The sequence below is a fragment of the Methyloversatilis universalis EHg5 genome (genome assembly GCF_000378945.1).
Classification (GTDB): Bacteria; Pseudomonadota; Gammaproteobacteria; order Burkholderiales; family Rhodocyclaceae; genus Methyloversatilis; species Methyloversatilis universalis_A.
Window position 1 is genome coordinate 294,815 of record NZ_KB900539.1, and the last position, 20,249, is coordinate 315,063.

Consider the following 20,249-nt stretch of genomic DNA (forward strand, 5'->3'; position numbering starts at 1 on the left):
GTAAGGGCGGCTGCGTGTGTAATTCGCGCGTTCAATCAATGAACGCACGATGCTCGACGAACAGACCCGATACCGCCTGCTGAAACTGCTGGAAGCAAACCCCGAACTGTCGCAACGACAGCTCGCGCAGGCGCTGGGCATCAGTGTAGGCAAGGTCAATTTCTGCCTCAATGCGCTGATCGAGCGCGGCCTGGTCAAGGCCCGCAATTTCCGCAACAGCCGCAACAAGCTCGCCTACATGTATTTCCTGACCCCGGCCGGTTTCGAGGAGAAGGCGCGGGTGTCGCTGCGCTATCTGAAGCTCAAGCTTGCAGAGTATGACAAGGTATGTGCAGAGATTGCCGAGCTGAGGAGGGAGGCTGGCAATGTGACGTGCACTTCTGAGACTGCAGCGGCGCACGAGGTTGCATCAGACGGGGGCGGCAATGCGTCAGCCTCGTCCGGAGGTGCCCGGTGAGAGATGCGTTCTGTCAGGTTTCCGGGGTGTTGGGTGAGGCTCATCGACGGATTGCGCTGCGCTTACTGGTACTCATGCTCGTGGGTGTGCTGTTTGAAATGCTCGGGGTCAGTCTGGTCATTCCGGTGATCAGCGTGATGACCCGTCAGGACTTTCTGGGTGGCGGGCAAATCTCCGCGCAATTCGCCCTCTGGTCCGCGCGCTTTGGGCCGGATTCTGTTGCTGTGGCAGTCGTATCCGTACTCGCATTCGTCTACATCTTCAAGAACGCTTATCTGGCCGCCCTGAGCCAGATGCAGGCTCGCTTTGCCTATGACGTTCAGGCAGACGTGTCACATCGGCTGTTTGTGCATTACCTCGCACAGCCCTACATCTTTCACGTTGAGCACAATTCAGCCGAGCTGATTCGAAATGTGACTACCGAGGCCAATTTTTTTGCAAGTCATGCACTGATGCCGGGAATGCTGCTGCTGGCAGAGTCCATGGTGCTGCTGGGGCTTGGGGGCGTGCTTCTTTGGATGGAGCCGGTGGGTACCTTGCTCGTCGCCGTATTCGTGGGAGGTGCGTCGGTCGCCTTCCATCTCTTCGCACGAGCGAAGACAGCGGAATGGGGCAGCGAACGACAAAGGCAGGAAGGTCTCCGGCTGCAGCACCTGCAGCAGGGGCTGGGTGGCGTGAAGGATGTCAAGTTGTTCGGCAGGGAATCGAGCTTTGTCGACGCATTTGATCGACACAATGTCGCTAATTCATATGCTGCTGCGCGCCAAGCGGGGCTGCAGCAGCTGCCCCGACTCTGGTTGGAGACGCTGGCCGTTTGCGCGGTCGCGTTGCTGGTTGTCCTGGAGGCACTTAGGGGGCATTCGGCAATCGATGCGTTGCCGACGGTTGGCCTGTTTGCTGCAGCTGCTTTCCGGCTGATGCCTTCAATGAATCGCGTACTGACCGCACTACAGAATTTGCGCTACGGTCAGGTGGTGACCGATATGGTGGCGCGCGAGCTGGTGGCGACTCCGGCAATGAAATTGAACGGTAACGAGCGCGAGAAGAGTTTGCCGTTTTCCACCGAGATTGGCCTGCGGAAGGCAAGCTACCGGTATCCGTCGGCTGCGCACTCTTCGATAACCGAAGTGTCGCTGCGTGTTGCCAAGGGTGAGACCGTTGGAATTGTCGGCTCGAGTGGCGCGGGTAAAAGTACCGTGGTCGACGTGTTGCTCGGTCTGCTGGAGCCACAGGAAGGGCGACTTGAGGTAGACGGCGCTGACGTGGCCAATAGCCTGCCCGCCTGGCGCCGCTGTATCGGCTACGTACCACAGACCATCTACCTGACAGACGACACTTTGCGCGCCAACGTGGCCTTCGGGGTGCCACCGGAGCAGGTCGATGAGGCGGCGGTATGGCGAGCAGTCCGCCTTGCCCAACTCGAAGCCTTTGTGACCGCTTCTCCTGCAGGGCTGGATTGCGCGATCGGTGAACGTGGTGTGCGCCTGTCCGGCGGTCAGCGTCAGCGTATCGGGATTGCCCGCGCCCTCTACCACGACCCGGATGTGCTCGTCCTCGACGAAGCCACCAGTGCGCTGGATGTGGATACGGAGCGCGAGGTGATGAACGCCATACGAGCTATGCACGGCGTGAAAACCATCATTGTCGTAGCGCACCGCTTGAGTACCGTCGAGCACTGTGACCGCATCTATCGTCTGGACGCAGGACGGGTAGTGGCAGAAGGGGAGGCGGCTCAGGTGCTGTCTTCGCGCATCCCCGTGACCGAAACAGAGTGATTCAGAGGTGAGCAAATTCCCATGAGCGGAAACAGGAAGATTCTGGTGACCGGCGCCGATGGTTTCATCGGTTCCCATCTGACAGAAGCGCTGGTGCGCGCCGGTTATTCGGTACGCGCTTTCGTGTTCTACAACTCCTTCAATTCGTGGGGCTGGCTCGATCATGTACCAGCCGAACTGAAGGGGCAGTTCGAGGTGTTTGCCGGGGATGTACGCGATCCCTACGGTGTGCGAGAGGCCATGAAGGGTTGTGATGCGGTGCTGCATCTGGCTGCGTTGATTGCAATTCCGTTTTCATATCATTCGCCCGATGCGTATGTGGATACCAATGTCCGTGGCACGCTGAATGTGCTGCAGGCTGCGCGCGACATGGGGATTTCCCGGGTCATTCACACCTCGACCAGCGAAGTCTATGGCACCGCGCGCTTCGTGCCGATCACGGAAGAACATCCGCTGGCTGGACAGTCTCCGTATTCGGCGACCAAGATCGCTGCAGACCAGCTTGCCTATTCTTTTCATGCTTCTTTCGGTCTTCCGGTGGTGACGGTGCGTCCGTTCAACACCTATGGTCCCCGGCAGTCGGCCCGCGCAGTCATTCCGTCGATCATCATCCAGCTGGCAAGCGGACGCAGCCGGATCCGTCTCGGTGCTATCTCGCCCACACGGGATTTCAATTTCGTGGGCGACACCGTTCGCGGGTTCATCGCTGCGCTGGAGTCGGATGGGTGGGCTGGCGAGACTGTGAATGTAGGCAGCAATTATGAGATTTCGGTCGGTGATACCGCTCGATTGATCGCCGAGCTGATGGGCGTGGAGCTCGATATCGAATCTGATGAGGCGCGTTTCAGGCCCGCGAAATCGGAAGTTGAACGGCTGTGGGCCAGCAATGCAAAGGCGGAGCAGCTGTTCAATTGGCGCCCCGAATTCGCCGGTGTTGAGGGCTTTCGCCGGGGGCTGCAGAAGACCATCGAGTGGTTCCGTGATCCTGCCAATCTGGCGGGCTACAAGTCGGACATCTACAACATTTAGGCCAGCCGATGAGTTCCGCATCCAACGACATTGTCGACTTCGTACGTACGCTCTATCCGGGAGGCGCGATCGTGCCGCTGCACGCGCCGTGCTTTGACGGACGAGAGCAGGATTACGTGCGGGACTGCGTGGCGTCCACATTCGTATCCAGCGTGGGCGCATACGTCGACCGATTCGAGCAGATGGTGAGCGCATACACCGGGGCGGTGGCGGCAGTGGCGACGGTAAACGGTACCGCGGCACTGCATTCGGCGCTTCGCCTTGTCGGTGTGCAGCCTGGAGATCTGGTCATCACCCAGCCGCTCACGTTCGTTGCGACCTGTAACGCGATCGCCTACTGCGGTGCGTCGCCGCTGTTCATCGATGTCGATACCGATACGTTGGGGCTTTCGCCCACCGCTCTGAGCGCTTATCTCGAACAGCACGCGGAGCGTCGCGAGCAGGGGGCCGTGCTGAAGTCGACGGGGCAGGTGCTGCGCGCCTGCGTCCCGATGCACACTTTCGGCCATCCAGTCCGTCTGGACGCGTTGGTCCGGGTATGCGAGGACTGGGGGGTCGCGTTGGTTGAGGACGCGGCTGAGTCGCTGGGCAGTCTGTACCAAGGACGACATACCGGACGCTTCGGTCAGGTTGGCGTGCTCAGCTTCAACGGCAACAAGATCGTCACTACAGGTGGCGGGGGCATGATGCTGTTCGAAGATGCGGCCATGGCCCGGCACGCCAAACATCTGACGACGACCGCCAAGTTGTCGCATCCCTATGAGTACGTGCATGACGAAGTGGGCTACAACTACCGCTTGCCGAATCTGAATGCGGCGCTGGGGTGCGCACAGATTGAGCAGCTCGAGCGTTTTGTCGGTGCCAAGCGGGCGCTGGCTGATCGTTACCGCGATTTCTTCTTGGACAGTGAATACCGGTTCGTCGATGAGCCTGCAGGCTGTCGATCGAATTACTGGTTGAACGCCGTCATTTGCGAAGACCGGATGGCACGCGATCACCTGCTCTCGATCACGACCGCCGCGGGCGTGGGTACGCGCCCGATCTGGCAGCTGATGAATTGTCTGCCGATGTATGCGTCCGCCCCGGCTGGTGAGCTGGCGAATGCGGAGTGGCTTGCCGACCGGGTAGTGAGCCTTCCCAGCAGTCCGCGTGTCGAGGACATGCCTTGAGTCCCCTGCGTAAAGTCTGCGTCGTCACCGGCAGTCGTGCCGAGTACGGCTTGTTGCGTGGCTTGATGCAATCGATCCTTGCGCATCCCGATCTCACGCTGCAAGTGGTGGTGACCGGCATGCACCTTGCGCCTGAGTTCGGACTGACGGTGCGTGAAATCGAGCAGGACGGTTTCAGCCTGGATGATGTCGTCGAATCGCAGCTTGCAAGCGACAGTCGTACAGGCATGGTGAAGTCGCTAGGGCTCGGGCTGATCGGATTTGCGGACAGCTTCCGCCGGCTTGCTCCCGACGTTGTTGTCGTGCTTGGGGACCGATACGAAATTCTCGCTGCAGCGCAGGCTGCATCGCTGATGGACATTCCGGTTGCGCACATTTCCGGAGGCGAAGTGACTGAAGGTGCGGTGGACGACTGGATACGGCACGCCATAAGCAAAGCGTCCTGGTTCCATTTCGTCGCTGCCGAGCCTTATCGGCGCCGGGTGATGCAGCTGGGCGAGCAGCCCGAGCGCGTATTCAATGTGGGTGACCCAGGACTGGATTCAGTGAACCGCCTGCAGGTGCTGACGCGCGAGGAACTCGAGCGCGATCTGGGCATTTCGATCCGTCCCCCATTCTTTCTGGTTACCTATCATCCGGTGACCCTGGGTGATCAAGATCCGGAGCATGCCTTCAGTGCGATGACATCCGCTCTGGATGCCTATCCGGCGGCGACGGTTGTTCTGACCCGTCCCAATGCAGACGCAGGAGGGCGCCGTCTTGCCGAACTGGCGGAAGCTTGGGCGCTTGCTCGCTCCGGGCCGACAGTCTGCGCCACCTCGCTCGGGCAGGTCCGATACCTCAGTCTGATGAGGCTTGCGGACGCAGTCGTCGGAAATTCATCTAGCGGCATTGTCGAGGCGCCGGCACTGAAGGTGGCCACGGTCAATATCGGGCCCCGCCAGGAAGGACGTCTGAAAGCTGCTTCGATCATCGATTGCGAGGGGCATGCGGATGCGATTCAGGCTGCTCTGGCTCGTGCGTTGAGTCCGGCTTTTCGATCAGAACTGCCGCAAACGGTTTCGCTCTACGGCGACTGCAACGCATCGGTGCAGATATGTCGCCTGCTCGCGGAAGAGGCGCTGCCTCGTGTTCTGAGGAAGCGCTTTCATGATGTGTGAGCGGCCAATAGGCGGCGAGATGCCGCTGTACCCGGCTATGTTGCTGGGCCCGGTGCGTGGCGCTGCATGGCCAGTGTTTGGAGGGGCGAACAGGATGGTCCGGTGCGACACCGGCCGCTCCGCCTTGCAGCTCGCCTTGCGTGACTGGAAGCGTCGTCGTCCGGGGGGCGCGTTGTGGTTGCCAGACTATGTATGTCCGAGCGTGCCGGATGTTGCGGCCCGCCTAGCCGTGGAAGTCAGGACCTATGCCGATGGGCCGCATCCGTCCGCCGCGACTGGCCTGCCTGCACCGGGCCAGATGGACATCGTATTGTGCGTGCATTACTTCGGCCGATTCAATCGCCGAATGATTGACTGGGCATCTGCCGCCGGCCAGGGGTTGCTGCTTGAGGATTGTGTCCAGGCGCCTTACACGTCAGAGTGCGGCCGGACCGGTGACTACGTGATCGCCAGTCTCCGCAAATGGTGGCCGGTTTCGGATGGTGCACTGCTTGCCACGCGATTTGACGACCTGGAGGCGGTGCTGGAGTGTCCGGATGACGATTTCGTCGCGCAGCGGACTGCTGCGCAGCTGATCCGTGACCTTCCCGAAGGTGAAGGCCGCTACCTGGAGTGGGTGGCTGCGTCCGAGGCCCGTCTGTCGAATGCACCGCCCCGGCACTGCTCATGGATGGCAAGTCAGATTCTGGATCGGGCTGACGTGGTCAAGGCAAACCATCGCCGCCGGTCCAACTGGCTGTCGTTAAGTGCGTTGGTGGGCGAAGGCTTCGACGGGGTGCAGCCTCTCCATCGTTCGCTTGGGCCAGATGAGGTGCCGTTGACCTATGTGATTCGTGTCACGCAGGGCCAACGAGATGAACTGCGTGCGGCACTTTCCGCGCATGCGATCTACTGCCCTGTTCACTGGAAACTGGGGAGCGAGGCGTCGATCGAAGCGCGCTGTCTTGCATCTGAGGTGCTCAGTCTGCCGATAGATCAGCGATATGACGAATCTGATATGCGACGCATCCGCGATGCGCTGCGTGACTGCGTGGAGAAGATGAATGAATGATGGACAGCGCGTGTTCGTGATCGCCGAAGCAGGCGTGAATCACAATGGTTCGCTCGAGATGGCGATCCAACTGATCGACGTGGCCCGTGCTGCAGGAGCTGACGCCGTGAAATTTCAGACCTTCAGGTCTGAAGCGGTGGTCAGTCGTTTGGCGCCGAAGGCCGAGTACCAGATATCCAATACTGGCAACGATGAGAGCCAGCTCGACATGGTGCGCAAGCTTGAACTGTCGGCGGAAAGTCATCGAGCACTCGTGCGTCACTGCGAGCAGATCGGTATTCGCTTCCTGTCGACGCCGTTTGATCCTGACAGCGCGACGTTTCTGATTGAAGCGCTCGGATTGGAGCTGATCAAGCTGCCGTCCGGAGAAATTACCAACGCTCCCTTTCTTTTGCATGTCGCCCGTTTCGGGCGCCCAGTCATTCTGTCTACTGGAATGAGTAGTCTGGGCGAAGTCGAAAGCGCTCTTGGCGTTCTGGCCTATGGATATCTCGGCAGAGCCGGGGTTCCGTCGCGACAGGCTTTTGCCGATGCGTTCGATAGCACGGAAGGACAGGCCGTGTTGCAGGAGAAAGTGTCGCTCCTGCATTGCACCACTGAATACCCGACTCCATTCGATCAGGTGAATCTGCGAGCGATGGATACCCTTTCAGCGGCGTTCGGCTTGCCGACCGGCCTTTCTGATCATACCCCCGGCATAGTCATTCCGTTGGCAGCGGTGGCACGTGGCGCGCGCGTCATAGAAAAGCACTTCACGCTGGATCGCACGCTGCCAGGGCCTGATCACCGGGCCTCGCTGGAGCCGGAGGAGTTGCGGGACATGGTAGCGGGTGTCAGAGCAATCGAAAGCGCGCTTGGCGAAGGCCGGAAGCGCATGGCTCCGGTCGAGGCAGGCAATCGAGTGATCGCGAGGAGAAGTTTGGTCGCTGCTCGACCGGTGGTTCGCGGAGAGCGCTGGACGGCGGAGAATTTGACCTGCAAGCGGCCTGGAAGCGGGATATCGCCGTTCGACTACTGGGACATGCTCGGGCGTTCCGCGGTACGCGATTTCGACGCGGACGAACTGATTGAGCGGGACGGAAGCTGAGCGATGGCGGCATCTGCTCCTTGGCGTCAGATACTTGTCGCATCTGACGCGACCCTGAACGACGCATTGCGTGTGCTCGACGGCGGCGGGCTTCGGTTGGTCATGGTGGTCGATGCTGCCGGCTGTCTGCTGGGCATACTGACTGATGGCGATGTTCGTCGAGCGTTGCTGAACCGGGTCGGGCTGGATGCACAGGTCAGCTCAGTGATGAACGCTCAGCCACGCACTGCGCTGGCCGGACAGCCAAAGGAGGTGCTGCGCAAATTGATGGAAGCGCATTCCCTCCTGCACATTCCCTTGGTTGACGCCGATGGTGTGTTGCAAGGCCTTGAAACCTATCACAATCTTCTGGCTTCACCACGATGCGATACGCCGGTCTTCCTGATGGCAGGCGGCTTCGGCACCCGTCTTCGACCGCTGACTGACGACTGTCCGAAGCCGCTGCTGAATGTCGGTGGCAAGCCTATCCTCGAATCGATACTCGAGAGTTTCATCGCTGCGGGCTTCCACCGCTTCTACATTTCGGTTCACTATCTCGCCGAACGGATCAAGCAACACTTCGGTGACGGCGACCGCTGGGGCATCAGCATCAAGTATGTCGAGGAGGACACCCCTCTCGGCACTGGTGGTGCACTGGGTCTTCTGCCTGATCTGGGTGAGGAGCCGGTCATTGTCATGAATGGCGATGTACTTACCCGACTGGACCCGGCCGCTCTTCTTGATTTCCATCTATCCCAGCAGTCGGCCATGACCTTGTGTGTGCGTGAGTACGACATGCAGGTACCGTTCGGGGTGGTGGAAGGAAGCGACATGCAGGTAACGGGCATCGTGGAAAAGCCGGTCCACCGCTTCTTCGTCAATGCGGGCATCTATGTCGTATCGCCGGAGGCCATCGCCCGAGTACGCCCGCCGCGCAGGATAGACATGCCGGATCTGGTCCAGTCTCTCCTCGGAGATGGTCGCAAGGTCGCCATGTTTCCGATCCACGAATACTGGCTTGACATCGGGCGGCCGGACGATTTCAAGCGCGCGCAGACGGACTTCTAATCGATGGAGGAGATCAGCCTGTCGGATGCGACTGGCCTGTACGAATCGCTGCCGGCGGAACGTCGGATCGCCACGCTTGCACCGGCCTATGTTGTGGCTGATGCGGGGCGTGATCCTTGTCTGCATCCGGTTTTCGTCGCGCGCCGAAGCGGCGCGGATTTCTGGCTGCATGCGGTGCACCGTGCCCGCATTCCGGGCGAGACGAGCAGCGACTTTCAGTCGGCCTATGGCTATGGCGGCCCTGTCTCGAGCCCAGGTTTTCGGCTGTCACCAGCCGAAATCTGGCGCGAGTATGCCGCCTGGTGTCGTACCCATGGCGTGGTTGCCGAATTCGTTCGCCTTCATCCGATGGCGTCGGAATGGCAGGTCTACGGCGGTGAGGTGCACGAGGACCGCGCCACCGTTGTAATGGATGTGAGCGTTCCGGATATCCGTGCGGGCTATGAGGTAAGGAGCCGGACAGCCGTGCGCAAGGCAGAGAAATTCGGGCTGGAGGTCGTGGCCTGTCCCTCCAGCGAGATTGCGTCCCGTTTCGCGTCTTTTTACCGCGAGGGTATGGCGCGGCTTGGCGCTGATGATTTCTATCTGTTCGGAGATGAATACTTCTCGCGCCTGGCTGGCCTGAACGGTATTCGGTTGCTGGTTTGCCGCCGGATTGGCGACGACGAGTGGATGTCGGCCGGGCTTTTCCTCGCTGGCGCACTCACGCTTGAATATCATCTTTCGGCCACCACGGAGGAGGGGCGCGCGCTCGCTGCCACCAATCTGCTGATTGATGCAGCTGCCCGAATGGCCAGGGAAAGCGGCTTGCATCGGCTTTACCTGGGAGGCGGCACCGACCGTGATCCCGGCAATGCACTCCTGCGTTTCAAGGCCGGGTTCTCTCGCCTGCGGAGGACATTTCGTGTCGGCCGCGCCATTCATGACATCGATCTCTACGCGGGCATTGCCGCCCGCATGAACATTCAAATCACCGCGTCGACGCGGGTGCTGTTTTATCGATAGGAGCTCAGAGTCATCATGTGGGATCCCGTTTGGGAAGATATCTTCGCCAGCCAGGAATGGGGAAAGTATCCTGGAGAAGAACTGATCCGCTTTGTTGCACGTGGCTACTACCGCGCACCCAACAGAAAGGATGTGCGCTTTCTTGAACTCGGGTGTGGTCCTGGAGCGAATCTCTGGTTTCTTGCCCGAGAGGGCTTTGCATTTTGCGGAGTTGATGGGTCACCGACCGCGGTCGAGCGTGCCGCCCGCCGACTTGATGCGGAATCACCGGGGTGGCGCGAGCACAGTTCCCTGCACGTTGGCGATATCGGGGAGCTCCCGTTCAACGACGGTCATTTTGATGCGGTAATCGATATCGAGGCGCTCTCATGCAATGGCTACGAATCGGCGCGCGCGATCTATGCGGAAGCGGCGCGGGTCACGCGATCCGGTGGCCGGTTGTTCTCCCGAACTTTCGCTGAAGGCAGCTGGGGCGACGGTACCGGAGAGCCTGCTGGGCGTGATGCATGGCGGTGCGCCGAGGGTCCGTTGATGGGTAAGGGAATGTGTCGTTTCACTCGCCTGGGTGACATTCCCGAACTCATTGCCCCGTATCGCGCCGACGCGATCGAAATGCTCAGTGCAAGTTACGACGGGCGTACCAGTGTGGTGAAGGAGTGGCTCATCTCCGCCTCTCGTCCCTGATCCAGCCATTGCCGATGATAGAAACAGCGTGAAGGTTCTTGCTCTCATTCCAGCTCGCGGCGGTTCCAAGAGAGTTCCGGGCAAGAATGTCCGTGATCTTGCCGGGAAGCCGTTGATCGTATGGACACTGGATGCCGTACGGGGTGTCGAAGGCGTAGTGGACGTGCTGGTATCCACCGACGATCCGGGCATCGCCGCTGTGGCCTCGTCTGCTGGAGCTCGCGTTCCTTGGCTCAGACCTGCTCATCTGGCAACGGACATCGCAGGATCCGTCGATGTAGCGCTCCACGCGCTCGACTGGTTTGAGATGCAGCACGGGACCGTGGACGCGCTGCTTCTGTTGCAGCCCACATCACCGCTGCGCCGGCGTGAGTCAGTGGAGGCCGGTCTGGCTCTCTTTCAGCAATGCGGGAGCAATGCGCTCGTCGGGGTTTCTCCCGTAAGTACCCATCCGTACTGGTCTTACCGCATCGAAGACCAGCGATTGATCTCATTCATGCCGGATGCGCCCAGGGATGTTCGCTCGCAGGATCTTCCTCCTGCCTACATGATCAACGGAGCCTTCTATCTCATCACCCCGGAATGCCTGAGGAGCAAGCGATCTTTCGTGCCGCCAGGCGCCCAGCCGCTGGTTATGGATGATCCGGCTGAGGCGGTTGATATCGACACAGAGTTCGACTGGCGGATTGCGGAATGTCTCGCCTGTGGAGTGAGGCCCTGATGTCAGACGCGCATGCAACGACTGGCACAGGGAATCTGCTGATCGCTCACTCCGCTTGTGCGCCGCATGTGCCTGTGGCGACCCGATGGTGGGTGTTGGGCAGTGATGTATCTGCGCGCCTGGTTGAGCAACATGGCGCGGCGTTTTCTGCGCTGCACGTGCTTGAAACTGAACCGGAGAACAAGGATGCGTTCGCGCATGCCGCAACCTGCGAACGTCAACGCTATGCGCGATATGTTCCGTTGCTGGCCAATCGTCTGCGACGCATCCACGGATTGAATCACCCGGATCTGTTCTGGGAACGTGTCATGGGCATGTCATTGCTGATGCATGTCAGCAATGTCCTTCGGATAATCAGGGCGTGTGAGTTGCTCGCAGAGGTGAATGGTGCAGCTTTTGTCCGCTCCGCGAGCCAGCGCAGGGCAGGCTGGGTGCCGCCGAATGAGGGCGCATACCGTCAGTGCTTTCAATTCGAGGAGGGCGGGGACGAACGTCTGGTGACCGATTATGCTCGGCTCTTTCCGGACCGGCTCCGATTGATGGAGGCACACATGCCGGACAGGGAGCTGGCTCCGGAGCCCCGGCGTGCACAAGCGGTCATGCCCGGTTCTGGACGGTTCGCCCGACTGTGGAGACGTCGGCGCGAGCTGCTCCCCGAGTTGCTCGTACGCGTGCTGCGAAGATGGGTCTCTCCCCGCCTCCTGGCCACTCATCTCTACTGGCGCACTGAAGCGCGCCAGCGCATTGAATTGCGATCACTGGGACGGGTCCGGTTTGAACTGCCCCAATCGTTTCCGTCTGGAGAACCGGTCGTGGTCAGACACGATTGGCGCGCCGTTCTGGCAGAGCCCCCGGAGGGGGCTGATGACTTTGATCGTCTGTTCTTCGAGTCACTGCGCATGTCGGCGCCGGCCAGCTGGCTGGAGACATTATCCGGACGAATGGAGGCGGCGCGGAGCAGGCTCGCGGGATTGACTGACCTCCGCTGGATCGTCAATGAAAGCCTGGATGAAGATTCCTTGCTTCTGTGCGGAGTGGGTGCGGAGAGCGGCATTTCCGTTGCTCTGTGTGAGCATAACTATCTGCAGCAGCAGTATTTAGGAAACATGGTCTGGTACATGTCTCGCAAAGTTGATGTGTACCTGTCGCTAGGCTGGGCAGATGCCCGGTATTCCAAGGTCGTACCCGCCGGGTCATGTTTTGGTTGGATCGAGGGCCGCCGTGTCAGACCGGATATCGACGTTCTGTACGTTTCTGGCGTCTGTGTGACGAGACCGACAGTGACCAGCGCCGGTTACAGCACTTCGGGGACGATTAACTCCGCACGCTATCTCGCCATGAAAAATGCATTCTTTGATGGCCTCGCGCCAGAGATATGCAAGCGTATCTACTATCGTGATTATCCCGCCTGGAAGCGGGAAACGTTCGGCGTTCACAGCCTCGACAGGCGGTTCGCTGCATCGCTGCTGAATCGAGTTGGCGTGCTTGATGACCAGGGTCAGGGCAGCAGTACTCAATTGCTTAACCGGTGCCGAGTAGTTGTCACTGACTACTGTTCCACAACATATATCCAGGCGCTTCTGGCTGATGTACCCACCATCGTGCTTTTCAATCAAGCTTCGTATTACCTTGAAGAACAGTACCAAGATTTCTTCGACGAATTGATCTCTGCCCGGATCTTTCATCCTGATCCTACCGAGGCGGCAGATTTCCTTGAAACCATCCTCGATGATCCCGATGCATGGTGGAACAGCAGTTCTGTGAGGACAGCTCGGTCAGCGTTCCTTCGCCGTAATCTCGGTTCGGAGGAGGCCCTGCAGGCGCACGTTCTGGCGCTGATGCATGGACGTTTCACCGCTGTACCTGCACAGACTGCAGAGGAGCATTCATGACAGCAGTGGCATCTAAGGCGGGAATGCTTGCACGCCTGCTTCCTCAGGTCAGATGCAGTCGAGTACCGGCGTTCGTTTCCTTTTCCGTCTTTGATTTCCAACGCAACCGTGATGCGGTACTGGAACGCATCCAGACGGAATTGCAGTGTGCGGCGGTCGTCGTGCGTTCTTCGGCCGTTGATGAGGATGGCAGCCTTTCATCCAAGGCCGGAGCCTATGATTCAGTGCTGGACGTCGATCTGCAGGACCGTGCCGCACTCACCGCAGCCATAGAGACGGTCATTGCAAGCTATGACCGTTGCGGTTCCGACGTAAGGGGGCGGGACGAAGTCATCGTTCAGGTCTTTCTCCGCAATACGGTGATGAGCGGCGTGGTGTTCACCCACGATCTCAATACCGGTGCTCCTTACTACGTCATCAATTATGACGACGTGTCCGGGCTGACCAATACGGTCACTTCGGGCGGTGGCGAGTACGCCAACCGCACGCTCTGCATTCACCGCGGCGCCGCGGACGCGATCCGGTCGGAACGCTTCCAGCGACTGATTGCCGCGGTGCAAGAACTGGAACAGCTGCTCGGCAGCCAGTTCCTCGACATCGAGTTCGCGCTCGATGAGGCGCTGCAGCCCTATCTGCTGCAGGTGCGCGCGATCACCACCCAGCCGAACTGGAACCGGGCGGTGGCCCGACGCATCGACGCCGAGCTGCGCGGCATCCAGACCTTCGTGCGCGAGCGTCTGCGTCCGGCGCACGGCGTGTTCGGTCACACCACCGTGCTTGGCCAGATGCCGGACTGGAATCCGGCGGAAATGATCGGTCGCGCGCCGCGTGCGCTCGCGCTGTCGCTGTACCGTACGCTGATCACCGACCATGCGTGGCGGCGCGCCCGCGCGAGCATGGGTTACGCCACGCCCTCCGGTCAGGCCCTGATGGTGTCGCTGGCCGGTCAGCCCTTCATCGATACCCGGCTCAGTTTTCATTCCTACCTGCCGGCGGATCTGCCGGCGACGGTCTCCGGCAAACTGGTCGATGCCTGGGTGGCGCGACTGCGCGCGCATCCGGAACTGCACGACAAGATCGAGTTCGAGGTGGCCATCACCACCTTCAGTTTCGATGTCGACGACAAGCTCGACCGTCTGGTGGGCGATGCGCTGTCGGCCGACGAACGCCGGCTGTTCCGCGATGCGCTGCGCAGGCTCACGCTGCCGCTGCTGCGCGGTGAGGACGAGGGGGCGATCACCGCCGCGCTGGCGCGGGTGGACGCACTGGCCGCACAACGGCTGCCGGCGGCGGACAGCGGCCTGTGCGCACTGCTGCCGATGATCGAGGACTGCAGCCGGCAGGGCACCGAGCCGTTCGCGGTGCTGGCGCGCCACGGCTTCATCGCGCGCACCCTGCTGCTGTCGCTGGTGGCGCGCGGCGCGCTGTCCGCCGATGACGTGGCCCGCTTTCAGGCCGGCGTGCGCACCGTGGCCGGCGACCTGGTTGACGACATGCGGCGGCTACAGACCGGTGCGCTGGCCCGCGATGCCTTCATGCAGCGGTACGGCCATCTGCGCCCCGGTACCTACGACATCCTGTCGCCGCGCTATGACCAGATGCAGGACTTCGCCACCTCCGGTGGCACGGCACAGGGCGAGCCGGGCGGGCATCCGTCAGCCTTTGAACCGGATGCCCGGCAGCGCGCCGCAATCGATTCGCTGCTGCGGGAGGAGGCGCTGGAGGGCATGGACTGCGATCGTCTGCTGGCGTACTGCGCGGCCGCGATCGCTGGCCGCGAGTACGGCAAGTTCGTGTTTACCCGCTCGGTCAGCGCCATGCTGGAACTGATCGCCGACTTCGGAGAGCGCCACGGCCTGAGCCGTGAGGAAATGTCGCATGTGCCGGTCGGCCCGCTGCTCGATGTTGCGCTGTGCAGTGCCGATGCATCGGTGGAGGAGCGCCTCCGCTCGATCGCGGAACGCGAAGCCGAGCGTCATGCACTCACCTCGGCGATCCGGCTGCCACAGGTGCTGTTCGATGAAGCCGGCGTGCATGTCGTGCCGTTTCAGGTCAGCCAGCCGAATTTCATCACCGGCCTCAAGGTGACCGCAGATCTGGTCTGCCTCGATGCGCGCCAGGTCGCTCCTGTGCTGGAAGGCCGCATCGTGCTGATCGAGAACGCCGATCCCGGCTATGACTGGATATTCGCGCAGCGCATTGCCGGTCTGGTCACCAAGTACGGCGGCGCCAATTCGCACATGGCGATACGCTGCGCCGAGTTCGGCATTCCGGCCGCCATCGGCTGCGGCGAGCAGCGCTTCGAAGCTTTTCTGCAGGCCCGCCGGCTCAGTCTCGACTGTTCCGCCGGCCTGATCACCCCCTTGCACTGAACGGAAAAGACATGGTTGTCTGGCTGATAGGACTGTCCGGCGCCGGCAAGACCACGCTGGCCGAAACGCTGGTGGGCACCGTCCGCGCGCGCGGACGGCAGGTGGTGCTGCTCGATGGTGACCGGGTGCGCGAACTGTTCGGCAACGATCTCGGCCACGATCTCGACGGCCGCCGTCGAAATGCTGAACGCATCTGCCGCCTGTGCGCCTTCCTCGATGCCCAGGGCATCGACGTGGTGTGCGCTATCCTGTCCATCTTTCCGGAATCGCGCGAGTGGTGCCGCACGCATCTGCGGCAGTACTACGAGGTGTTCATCGACACGCCGATCGAGGTGCTGCGCCAGCGCGATTCCAAGGGCCTGTACGCACGCCATGCGCGCGGCGAGATCCGCGATGTGGCCGGACTCGATCTTGAATTTCCTCGGCCGTCGTCGCCGGATCTGCTCATCGTCAACAATGGGTCGCTCGATGCGCTGCTGGCCCATGCGCCCGCCATCGCGGACCGCATCTGCGGAGCCGGCGCGTGAACTATCCGTATGCCGCCGAGAACCGGCTGGATGTGCCGCATGCCTACATGTACGCGCCGTATGGCGGGCAGGATTTTCTTGCCGCCTATGCCGACGACCGCCGGGAGCGGCTTGCACGCCATCTGCAGGGTACGGACGGTCCGCCGCCGGGTGGGCTGAAGGACGCACTTGCCGCCGCGGCGCGCGCGCTTGCATCGGCACAGCGGCCGGACACCTTCTCGCCGGCTGAACCGACACCGCTGCAGCCGCTGCTGGCTGCGCTGCTCGGCGTGCTCGCCAGCGGCGACCCTGCGGCGGCGCAGCCGTGGCTGGTGCGGGTCATCCAGCGCTTCGAGGTGAGCAAGAAGCTGTATGCCGCTTATGCGCCGGGTTTCCGCAAGGGCGAGGGCGAGGCGCGCGATCCGGCGCGCTATGCCGAACTGGCGCTGTGTCTGGCGCTGGCACATGCACTGTCCGGGCAGCTGCAGTATCTGAGCACGCTGCTCAAGCTGGTCGATCTGCTGCTGTCGCTCGATGCCGATGTGCTGCGCCAGGCCTGCCCGCCGGGCCTTCTGGCGCTGCTGGTGGCTGCCGAGCTCGACGCCGTTGCGGCGCTGGCCGCCGCACAGGGAGTGACCCTCGATGTCGCATGAATTCGGACTGATCGCTGCAGACACCTCGCGCACCCGCGCCTATCTGGCGGCGATGGAGCGGCGCAGACTGATGCCCGCCTGGGTGCTGCTGCTCGACGCCGACACGCCGGCCACCATGCCGGGTCAGGCGGCTGCAGGCACCTCCGATGCGGTCGCCGACGCGGCCTGGCCGGAAGCGGATTTCGATCCCGCCGCACCGCTGCGTCCATGGCTGGAGCGGCTCGGGCTGCCCTGTGCGGTGTCCGGTTCGCGCGACATCAACGATCCGGCGGTGGTGGCGCTGATCGCGCAGTCCGCGCCGCAGGTGCTGGTCTATTCCGGCTATGGCGGTGCGCTGCTGCGGGGTGAGGTGCTGGCCACCGGCAAGCGCTTTCTGCATGTGCACGGTGGCTATCTGCCCGAGTTCAAGGGCAGTACCACCAACTACTTCAGTCTGCTGGCAGAAGGGGCCATCGGTGCATCGGCGATTTTCCTGACCGCCGAGATCGACTGCGGCCCGGTCATCCGTCGCCGGCGCTTTGCCCCGCCGGCGCTGCGCACCCGCATCGATCACGTCTATGATTCGGCCGCCCGCGCGAGGGTACTGATCGATACGCTGGAAGCCTGGCGCCGCGACGGCGACTGGACCTTCGAACTGCCGGACAATGCCGGTGGCGACACCTACTACATCATTCATCCGGTGCTCAAGCATCTCGCCATTCTTGGCGGACGTTGAGCAAGCCGCCGGACGGACATTTCCGCAGAACCCTGGATCACAGATGCGCATCACCTACCGAAGCCGCGGCGTGAAGGACTACTGGGCCTCCCGCTGGGCCGACATTCCGGCCGACAGCGCGATGACCAACGAGGGCGTGTACCCGCTGAAGTACGCGCTCCAGACCGTGCCGTCCCGCGACGGCGCCATTCTCGAGGCCGGCTGCGGGGCAGGGCGCATCCTGCGCTATTTCCACGAGCGGGGTTACGACATCACCGGCATCGATTACATCGATGTCGCGGTGGATAAGTTGCGTGAAGCCGATGCGACGCTCAAGGTCGAAACCGGCGACATCACCCGGCTACAGTACCCGGACGGCCGCTTCCGTTACGTGCTTGCCTACGGGCTCTACCACAATCTGGAGCACGGCCTGGACGCCGCCGTGGCGGAAACCTTTCGCGTGCTCGAACCGGGCGGGCGGGTGTGCGCGTCCTTCCGCGCCGACAACATCCAGACCCGTCTGACCGACGGGCTGGCCGACCGGCGTGCGCGCCGGAGCGGCAAGGCGGCGGGCACCGCCTTTCACAAGATGAACCTGACCCGCCGCGAGTTCGCCGCACTGTTCGAGCGCGCGGGCTTCGTGGTCGAGTCGGTGTCGCCGGTCGAGAACATGCCCATCCTCTACAAGTTCGCTTTCTTCCGCGCGCGCACCCACAAGGTGTTCGACGAGAACCGCGCGCGTGCCGAGGGTTATCGCCTGTCCGGACTGGGCCAGCTGCTGCAGAACGCGCTGATGCGCTGTCTGCCCGACCAGTTCTGCAACATCTATGTGCTGATCGCCCGCCGCCCATGAGTGCCCGCCCGGTCGTCGCCATCAGCCAGCGGGTCGACCGCCTGACGGCGCGCGCGGAAAACCGCGATGCGCTGGACCAGCGGCTCACCGGCTGGGTCGCCGCGCTGGGTGCGCTGGCGGTGCCGGTGCCGAACACGCTCGGAGATGATCTGCCGCACTGGCTTGATGCGATGCGACCGACGGCCCTGCTGCTGTCCGGCGGCAACGACATCGGCGACAGCCCGGAACGTGACCGCACCGAAACCGCCTTGCTGCGGCACGCGGAGCTGGCCGGACTGCCGGTGCTCGGCATCTGCCGTGGCATGCAGATGATGGCGCATCACGCCGGTGGCGCGCTGGTGCCGCTGACCGGTCACGCCGGTACGCGCCACGCACTTCTCGGCGATCTGGCGGCATCCGGTGCGCTGCCGACCGAGGTGAACAGCTTCCACAACTGGGGTGTCGCTGCCTGCCCCCGGGACTACGCAGTGCTGGCCACCGCACCGGACGGAAGCATCGAGGCGATGCGTCACCGCACCCTGCGCTGGGAAGGCTGGATGTGGCATCCGGAGCGCGAGGCACCGTTCGGAGACACCGAACTGGCGCGTGCCCGACAACTGCTGACTGGAGAATGAGAATGAAGGCTCTGATACTGGCTGCCGGTGAAGGTACCCGGCTGCGTCCCTACACGCTGGATCGCCCGAAATGCCTGGTCGAGGTCGAGGGCGTGAGCCTGCTCGACCGCCAGCTCGCGGTGCTGCGCAGCGAGGGGGTGGCCGACATCACGCTGATCGGCGGCTATCGCAGCGACATGCTGAAACGCCCGGGTCTGGGGCTCGAGCTGAATCCGCGCTATGCGGAAACCAATATGGTGTGGACGCTGTTCAGTGCCGAGTCGGCGCTGCAGGGCGATCTGGTGCTGGCCTATGGCGACATCGTCTATTCGCGCGACGTCCTGCGTGCGCTGCTGGCGTCGACCGCCGACATCGCGGTGACCATCGATCTGGACTGGGAGCAGTACTGGCGGGCGCGCAACGAGAACCCGCTGGACGATGCCGAAACCCTGCGCATGGACGCAGCCGGCCGCATCATCGAGATCGGCCAGAAGCCGGTGTCGCTGGAACAGATCCAGGGCCAGTACATGGGGCTGATGAAGTTCTCGCCGCGTGGCCTCGACATCCTGCGTGACACCTTCCATCGCGCCCGTGCCGCCGGCGCGCTGCGCGGCAAATCGCCGGAGAAGGCCTACATGACCGATCTGCTGCAGCTCATGATCGATGAGGGCAATGCCCTGTCGGCGGTCAAGATGCAGGGCGGCTGGGTTGAGGTCGATACCGTGAGCGATCTGCAGTCGCCGGTCACGTGCGAGCGTCTTGCATGCATTGCGGCCGGTTTGTGAGGTGATATCCGGGTGAAGGCGGCGCTTGCGAAGTTTTTCTCTGATCGGTACGCCAACCGTACGGCGGTAGGCGCCAACCTGCTGCTGCTGGCCATGTACCGGTTCGCATACCCTTTTGCGCGTGTTCTCAGGGCATTGCGCCTGAGTCCGAATCAGATCACGACGCTGTCCCTCCTATCTGCGGCGCTTGCTGCGTACGCACTGACCTTACAGCTGGATGCCTGGTTCTATCTCTTCTGGGCTGGAGCAGTTCTGCTGGATTTCTGCGACGGCACGGTCGCACGCATGACCGGAGAGATTCGGAAGACAGCTTTCCGCTACGATCACTCCAGTGACCTGGGCAAGATATTCCTCGTGATCCTGGGTTGTGGGTGCCGTTATGAATCGACCCAGATCTGGGTGCTGTCGGCATCGGCCATTTTCTTCTTCATGTTCTACATGGTGATCAACCATGATCTGAGCGTTGCGCGTCAGCGCCGGAGCGACTCGGCTGCGGCGCAGCCTGACACCAGAATTGCGGCATCACCTCCTACGGTATCGTTCGTACAGTCCCTCAATGCCGCGCTGCTGACCATCAATGGGCACACCTTGCTGGTTTTCTTTCTTCTGCCGCTCGGTGAGAGTGGGGCGATTCTCGGACTGAGCTATTTTCTGATGCTCTCCGCGCTTCGCGCTGCGCGCTGCATCCACATCATGCTCGGCTTGCCCAAATAGGC

At 62.0% G+C, this 20,249-nt stretch carries 20 protein-coding genes; all 20 read left to right on the forward strand.

Features of this window, described 5'->3' with window-relative positions; all coding sequences use genetic code 11:
* The first annotated feature begins 49 nt into the window (after positions 1–49).
* The 20 genes from METUNV2_RS18780 (at position 50) to METUNV2_RS0101400 (ending at position 20,247) form a co-directional block, all read left to right on the forward strand.
* The gene (locus METUNV2_RS18780; protein WP_018227712.1) at positions 50–457 is read left to right on the forward strand and encodes a MarR family EPS-associated transcriptional regulator; all 408 of its coding nucleotides are present in this window, start codon (positions 50–52) and stop codon (positions 455–457) included.
* A complete protein-coding gene (locus METUNV2_RS0101315) occupies positions 454–2,232 on the forward strand; it encodes an ABC transporter ATP-binding protein (RefSeq protein ID WP_018227713.1) in 1,779 nt (592 codons plus the stop codon). The genes METUNV2_RS18780 and METUNV2_RS0101315 overlap by 4 nt, the downstream gene beginning before the upstream one ends.
* A gap of 21 nt (positions 2,233–2,253) precedes the next feature.
* Entirely contained in the window at positions 2,254–3,261 is a 1,008-nt protein-coding gene (locus METUNV2_RS0101320) for an NAD-dependent 4,6-dehydratase LegB (protein ID WP_026187772.1), read from the forward strand.
* Positions 3,262–3,269: 8 nt separating this feature from the next.
* The gene (locus tag METUNV2_RS0101325) at positions 3,270–4,430 is read left to right on the forward strand and encodes a LegC family aminotransferase (protein ID WP_018227715.1); all 1,161 of its coding nucleotides are present in this window, start codon (positions 3,270–3,272) and stop codon (positions 4,428–4,430) included.
* Positions 4,427–5,590, forward strand: coding sequence for a UDP-N-acetylglucosamine 2-epimerase (gene neuC / locus METUNV2_RS0101330; protein ID WP_026187773.1), 1,164 nt, complete (start codon positions 4,427–4,429; stop codon positions 5,588–5,590). The genes METUNV2_RS0101325 and neuC overlap by 4 nt, the downstream gene beginning before the upstream one ends.
* Positions 5,591–5,888: 298 nt before the next feature.
* Positions 5,889–6,641, forward strand: coding sequence for a hypothetical protein (locus METUNV2_RS0101335; RefSeq protein ID WP_198288835.1), 753 nt, complete (start codon positions 5,889–5,891; stop codon positions 6,639–6,641).
* Positions 6,634–7,728, forward strand: a complete 1,095-nt coding sequence (gene neuB, locus METUNV2_RS0101340) for an N-acetylneuraminate synthase (RefSeq protein WP_026187774.1) — start codon at positions 6,634–6,636, stop codon at positions 7,726–7,728. The genes METUNV2_RS0101335 and neuB overlap by 8 nt, the downstream gene beginning before the upstream one ends.
* A gap of 3 nt (positions 7,729–7,731) precedes the next feature.
* Positions 7,732–8,775 carry a nucleotidyltransferase family protein gene (locus tag METUNV2_RS0101345; protein ID WP_018227719.1) on the forward strand — a complete coding sequence of 348 codons (1,044 nt, stop codon included), beginning with the start codon at positions 7,732–7,734 and terminating at the stop codon, positions 8,773–8,775.
* A 3-nt stretch (positions 8,776–8,778) separates the two neighbouring features.
* The gene (locus METUNV2_RS18785; RefSeq protein WP_018227720.1) at positions 8,779–9,780 is read left to right on the forward strand and encodes a GNAT family N-acetyltransferase; all 1,002 of its coding nucleotides are present in this window, start codon (positions 8,779–8,781) and stop codon (positions 9,778–9,780) included.
* 15 nt (positions 9,781–9,795) lie between these two features.
* Positions 9,796–10,464 (forward strand): class I SAM-dependent methyltransferase, encoded by a 669-nt coding sequence (locus METUNV2_RS19430; protein WP_198288836.1) that lies wholly within the window; start codon positions 9,796–9,798, stop codon positions 10,462–10,464.
* A gap of 28 nt (positions 10,465–10,492) precedes the next feature.
* Positions 10,493–11,185: an acylneuraminate cytidylyltransferase family protein gene (locus tag METUNV2_RS0101355; RefSeq protein ID WP_026187776.1), complete on the forward strand. Its 693-nt coding sequence runs from the start codon at positions 10,493–10,495 to the stop codon at positions 11,183–11,185.
* Positions 11,158–13,077, forward strand: a complete 1,920-nt coding sequence (locus METUNV2_RS0101360) for an LIC12162 family transferase (RefSeq protein ID WP_081618492.1) — start codon at positions 11,158–11,160, stop codon at positions 13,075–13,077. The genes METUNV2_RS0101355 and METUNV2_RS0101360 overlap by 28 nt, the downstream gene beginning before the upstream one ends.
* On the forward strand, positions 13,074–15,449 hold the full coding sequence (locus METUNV2_RS0101365; protein WP_026187777.1) for a PEP-utilizing enzyme: 2,376 nt from the start codon (positions 13,074–13,076) through the stop codon (positions 15,447–15,449). Before METUNV2_RS0101360 ends, METUNV2_RS0101365 begins: the two co-directional genes overlap by 4 nt.
* Before the next feature lie 11 nt (positions 15,450–15,460).
* A complete protein-coding gene (locus tag METUNV2_RS0101370) occupies positions 15,461–15,976 on the forward strand; it encodes an adenylyl-sulfate kinase (protein ID WP_018227724.1) in 516 nt (171 codons plus the stop codon).
* Complete coding sequence (locus tag METUNV2_RS0101375; protein ID WP_018227725.1) at positions 15,973–16,608, forward strand: hypothetical protein; 636 nt, start codon at positions 15,973–15,975, stop codon at positions 16,606–16,608. The genes METUNV2_RS0101370 and METUNV2_RS0101375 overlap by 4 nt, the downstream gene beginning before the upstream one ends.
* Positions 16,598–17,323, forward strand: a complete 726-nt coding sequence (locus tag METUNV2_RS0101380) for a formyltransferase family protein (RefSeq protein WP_018227726.1) — start codon at positions 16,598–16,600, stop codon at positions 17,321–17,323. The genes METUNV2_RS0101375 and METUNV2_RS0101380 overlap by 11 nt, the downstream gene beginning before the upstream one ends.
* Positions 17,324–17,366: 43 nt before the next feature.
* Positions 17,367–18,155, forward strand: a complete 789-nt coding sequence (locus tag METUNV2_RS0101385) for a class I SAM-dependent methyltransferase (protein WP_018227727.1) — start codon at positions 17,367–17,369, stop codon at positions 18,153–18,155.
* Positions 18,152–18,769, forward strand: coding sequence for a gamma-glutamyl-gamma-aminobutyrate hydrolase (locus METUNV2_RS0101390; protein WP_018227728.1), 618 nt, complete (start codon positions 18,152–18,154; stop codon positions 18,767–18,769). The genes METUNV2_RS0101385 and METUNV2_RS0101390 overlap by 4 nt, the downstream gene beginning before the upstream one ends.
* 2 nt (positions 18,770–18,771) lie before the next feature.
* Complete coding sequence (locus METUNV2_RS0101395) at positions 18,772–19,533, forward strand: phosphocholine cytidylyltransferase family protein (RefSeq protein ID WP_018227729.1); 762 nt, start codon at positions 18,772–18,774, stop codon at positions 19,531–19,533.
* 12 nt (positions 19,534–19,545) lie between these two features.
* Positions 19,546–20,247: a CDP-alcohol phosphatidyltransferase family protein gene (locus tag METUNV2_RS0101400; protein WP_018227730.1), complete on the forward strand. Its 702-nt coding sequence runs from the start codon at positions 19,546–19,548 to the stop codon at positions 20,245–20,247.
* The last annotated feature ends 2 nt before the right edge of the window (positions 20,248–20,249 follow it).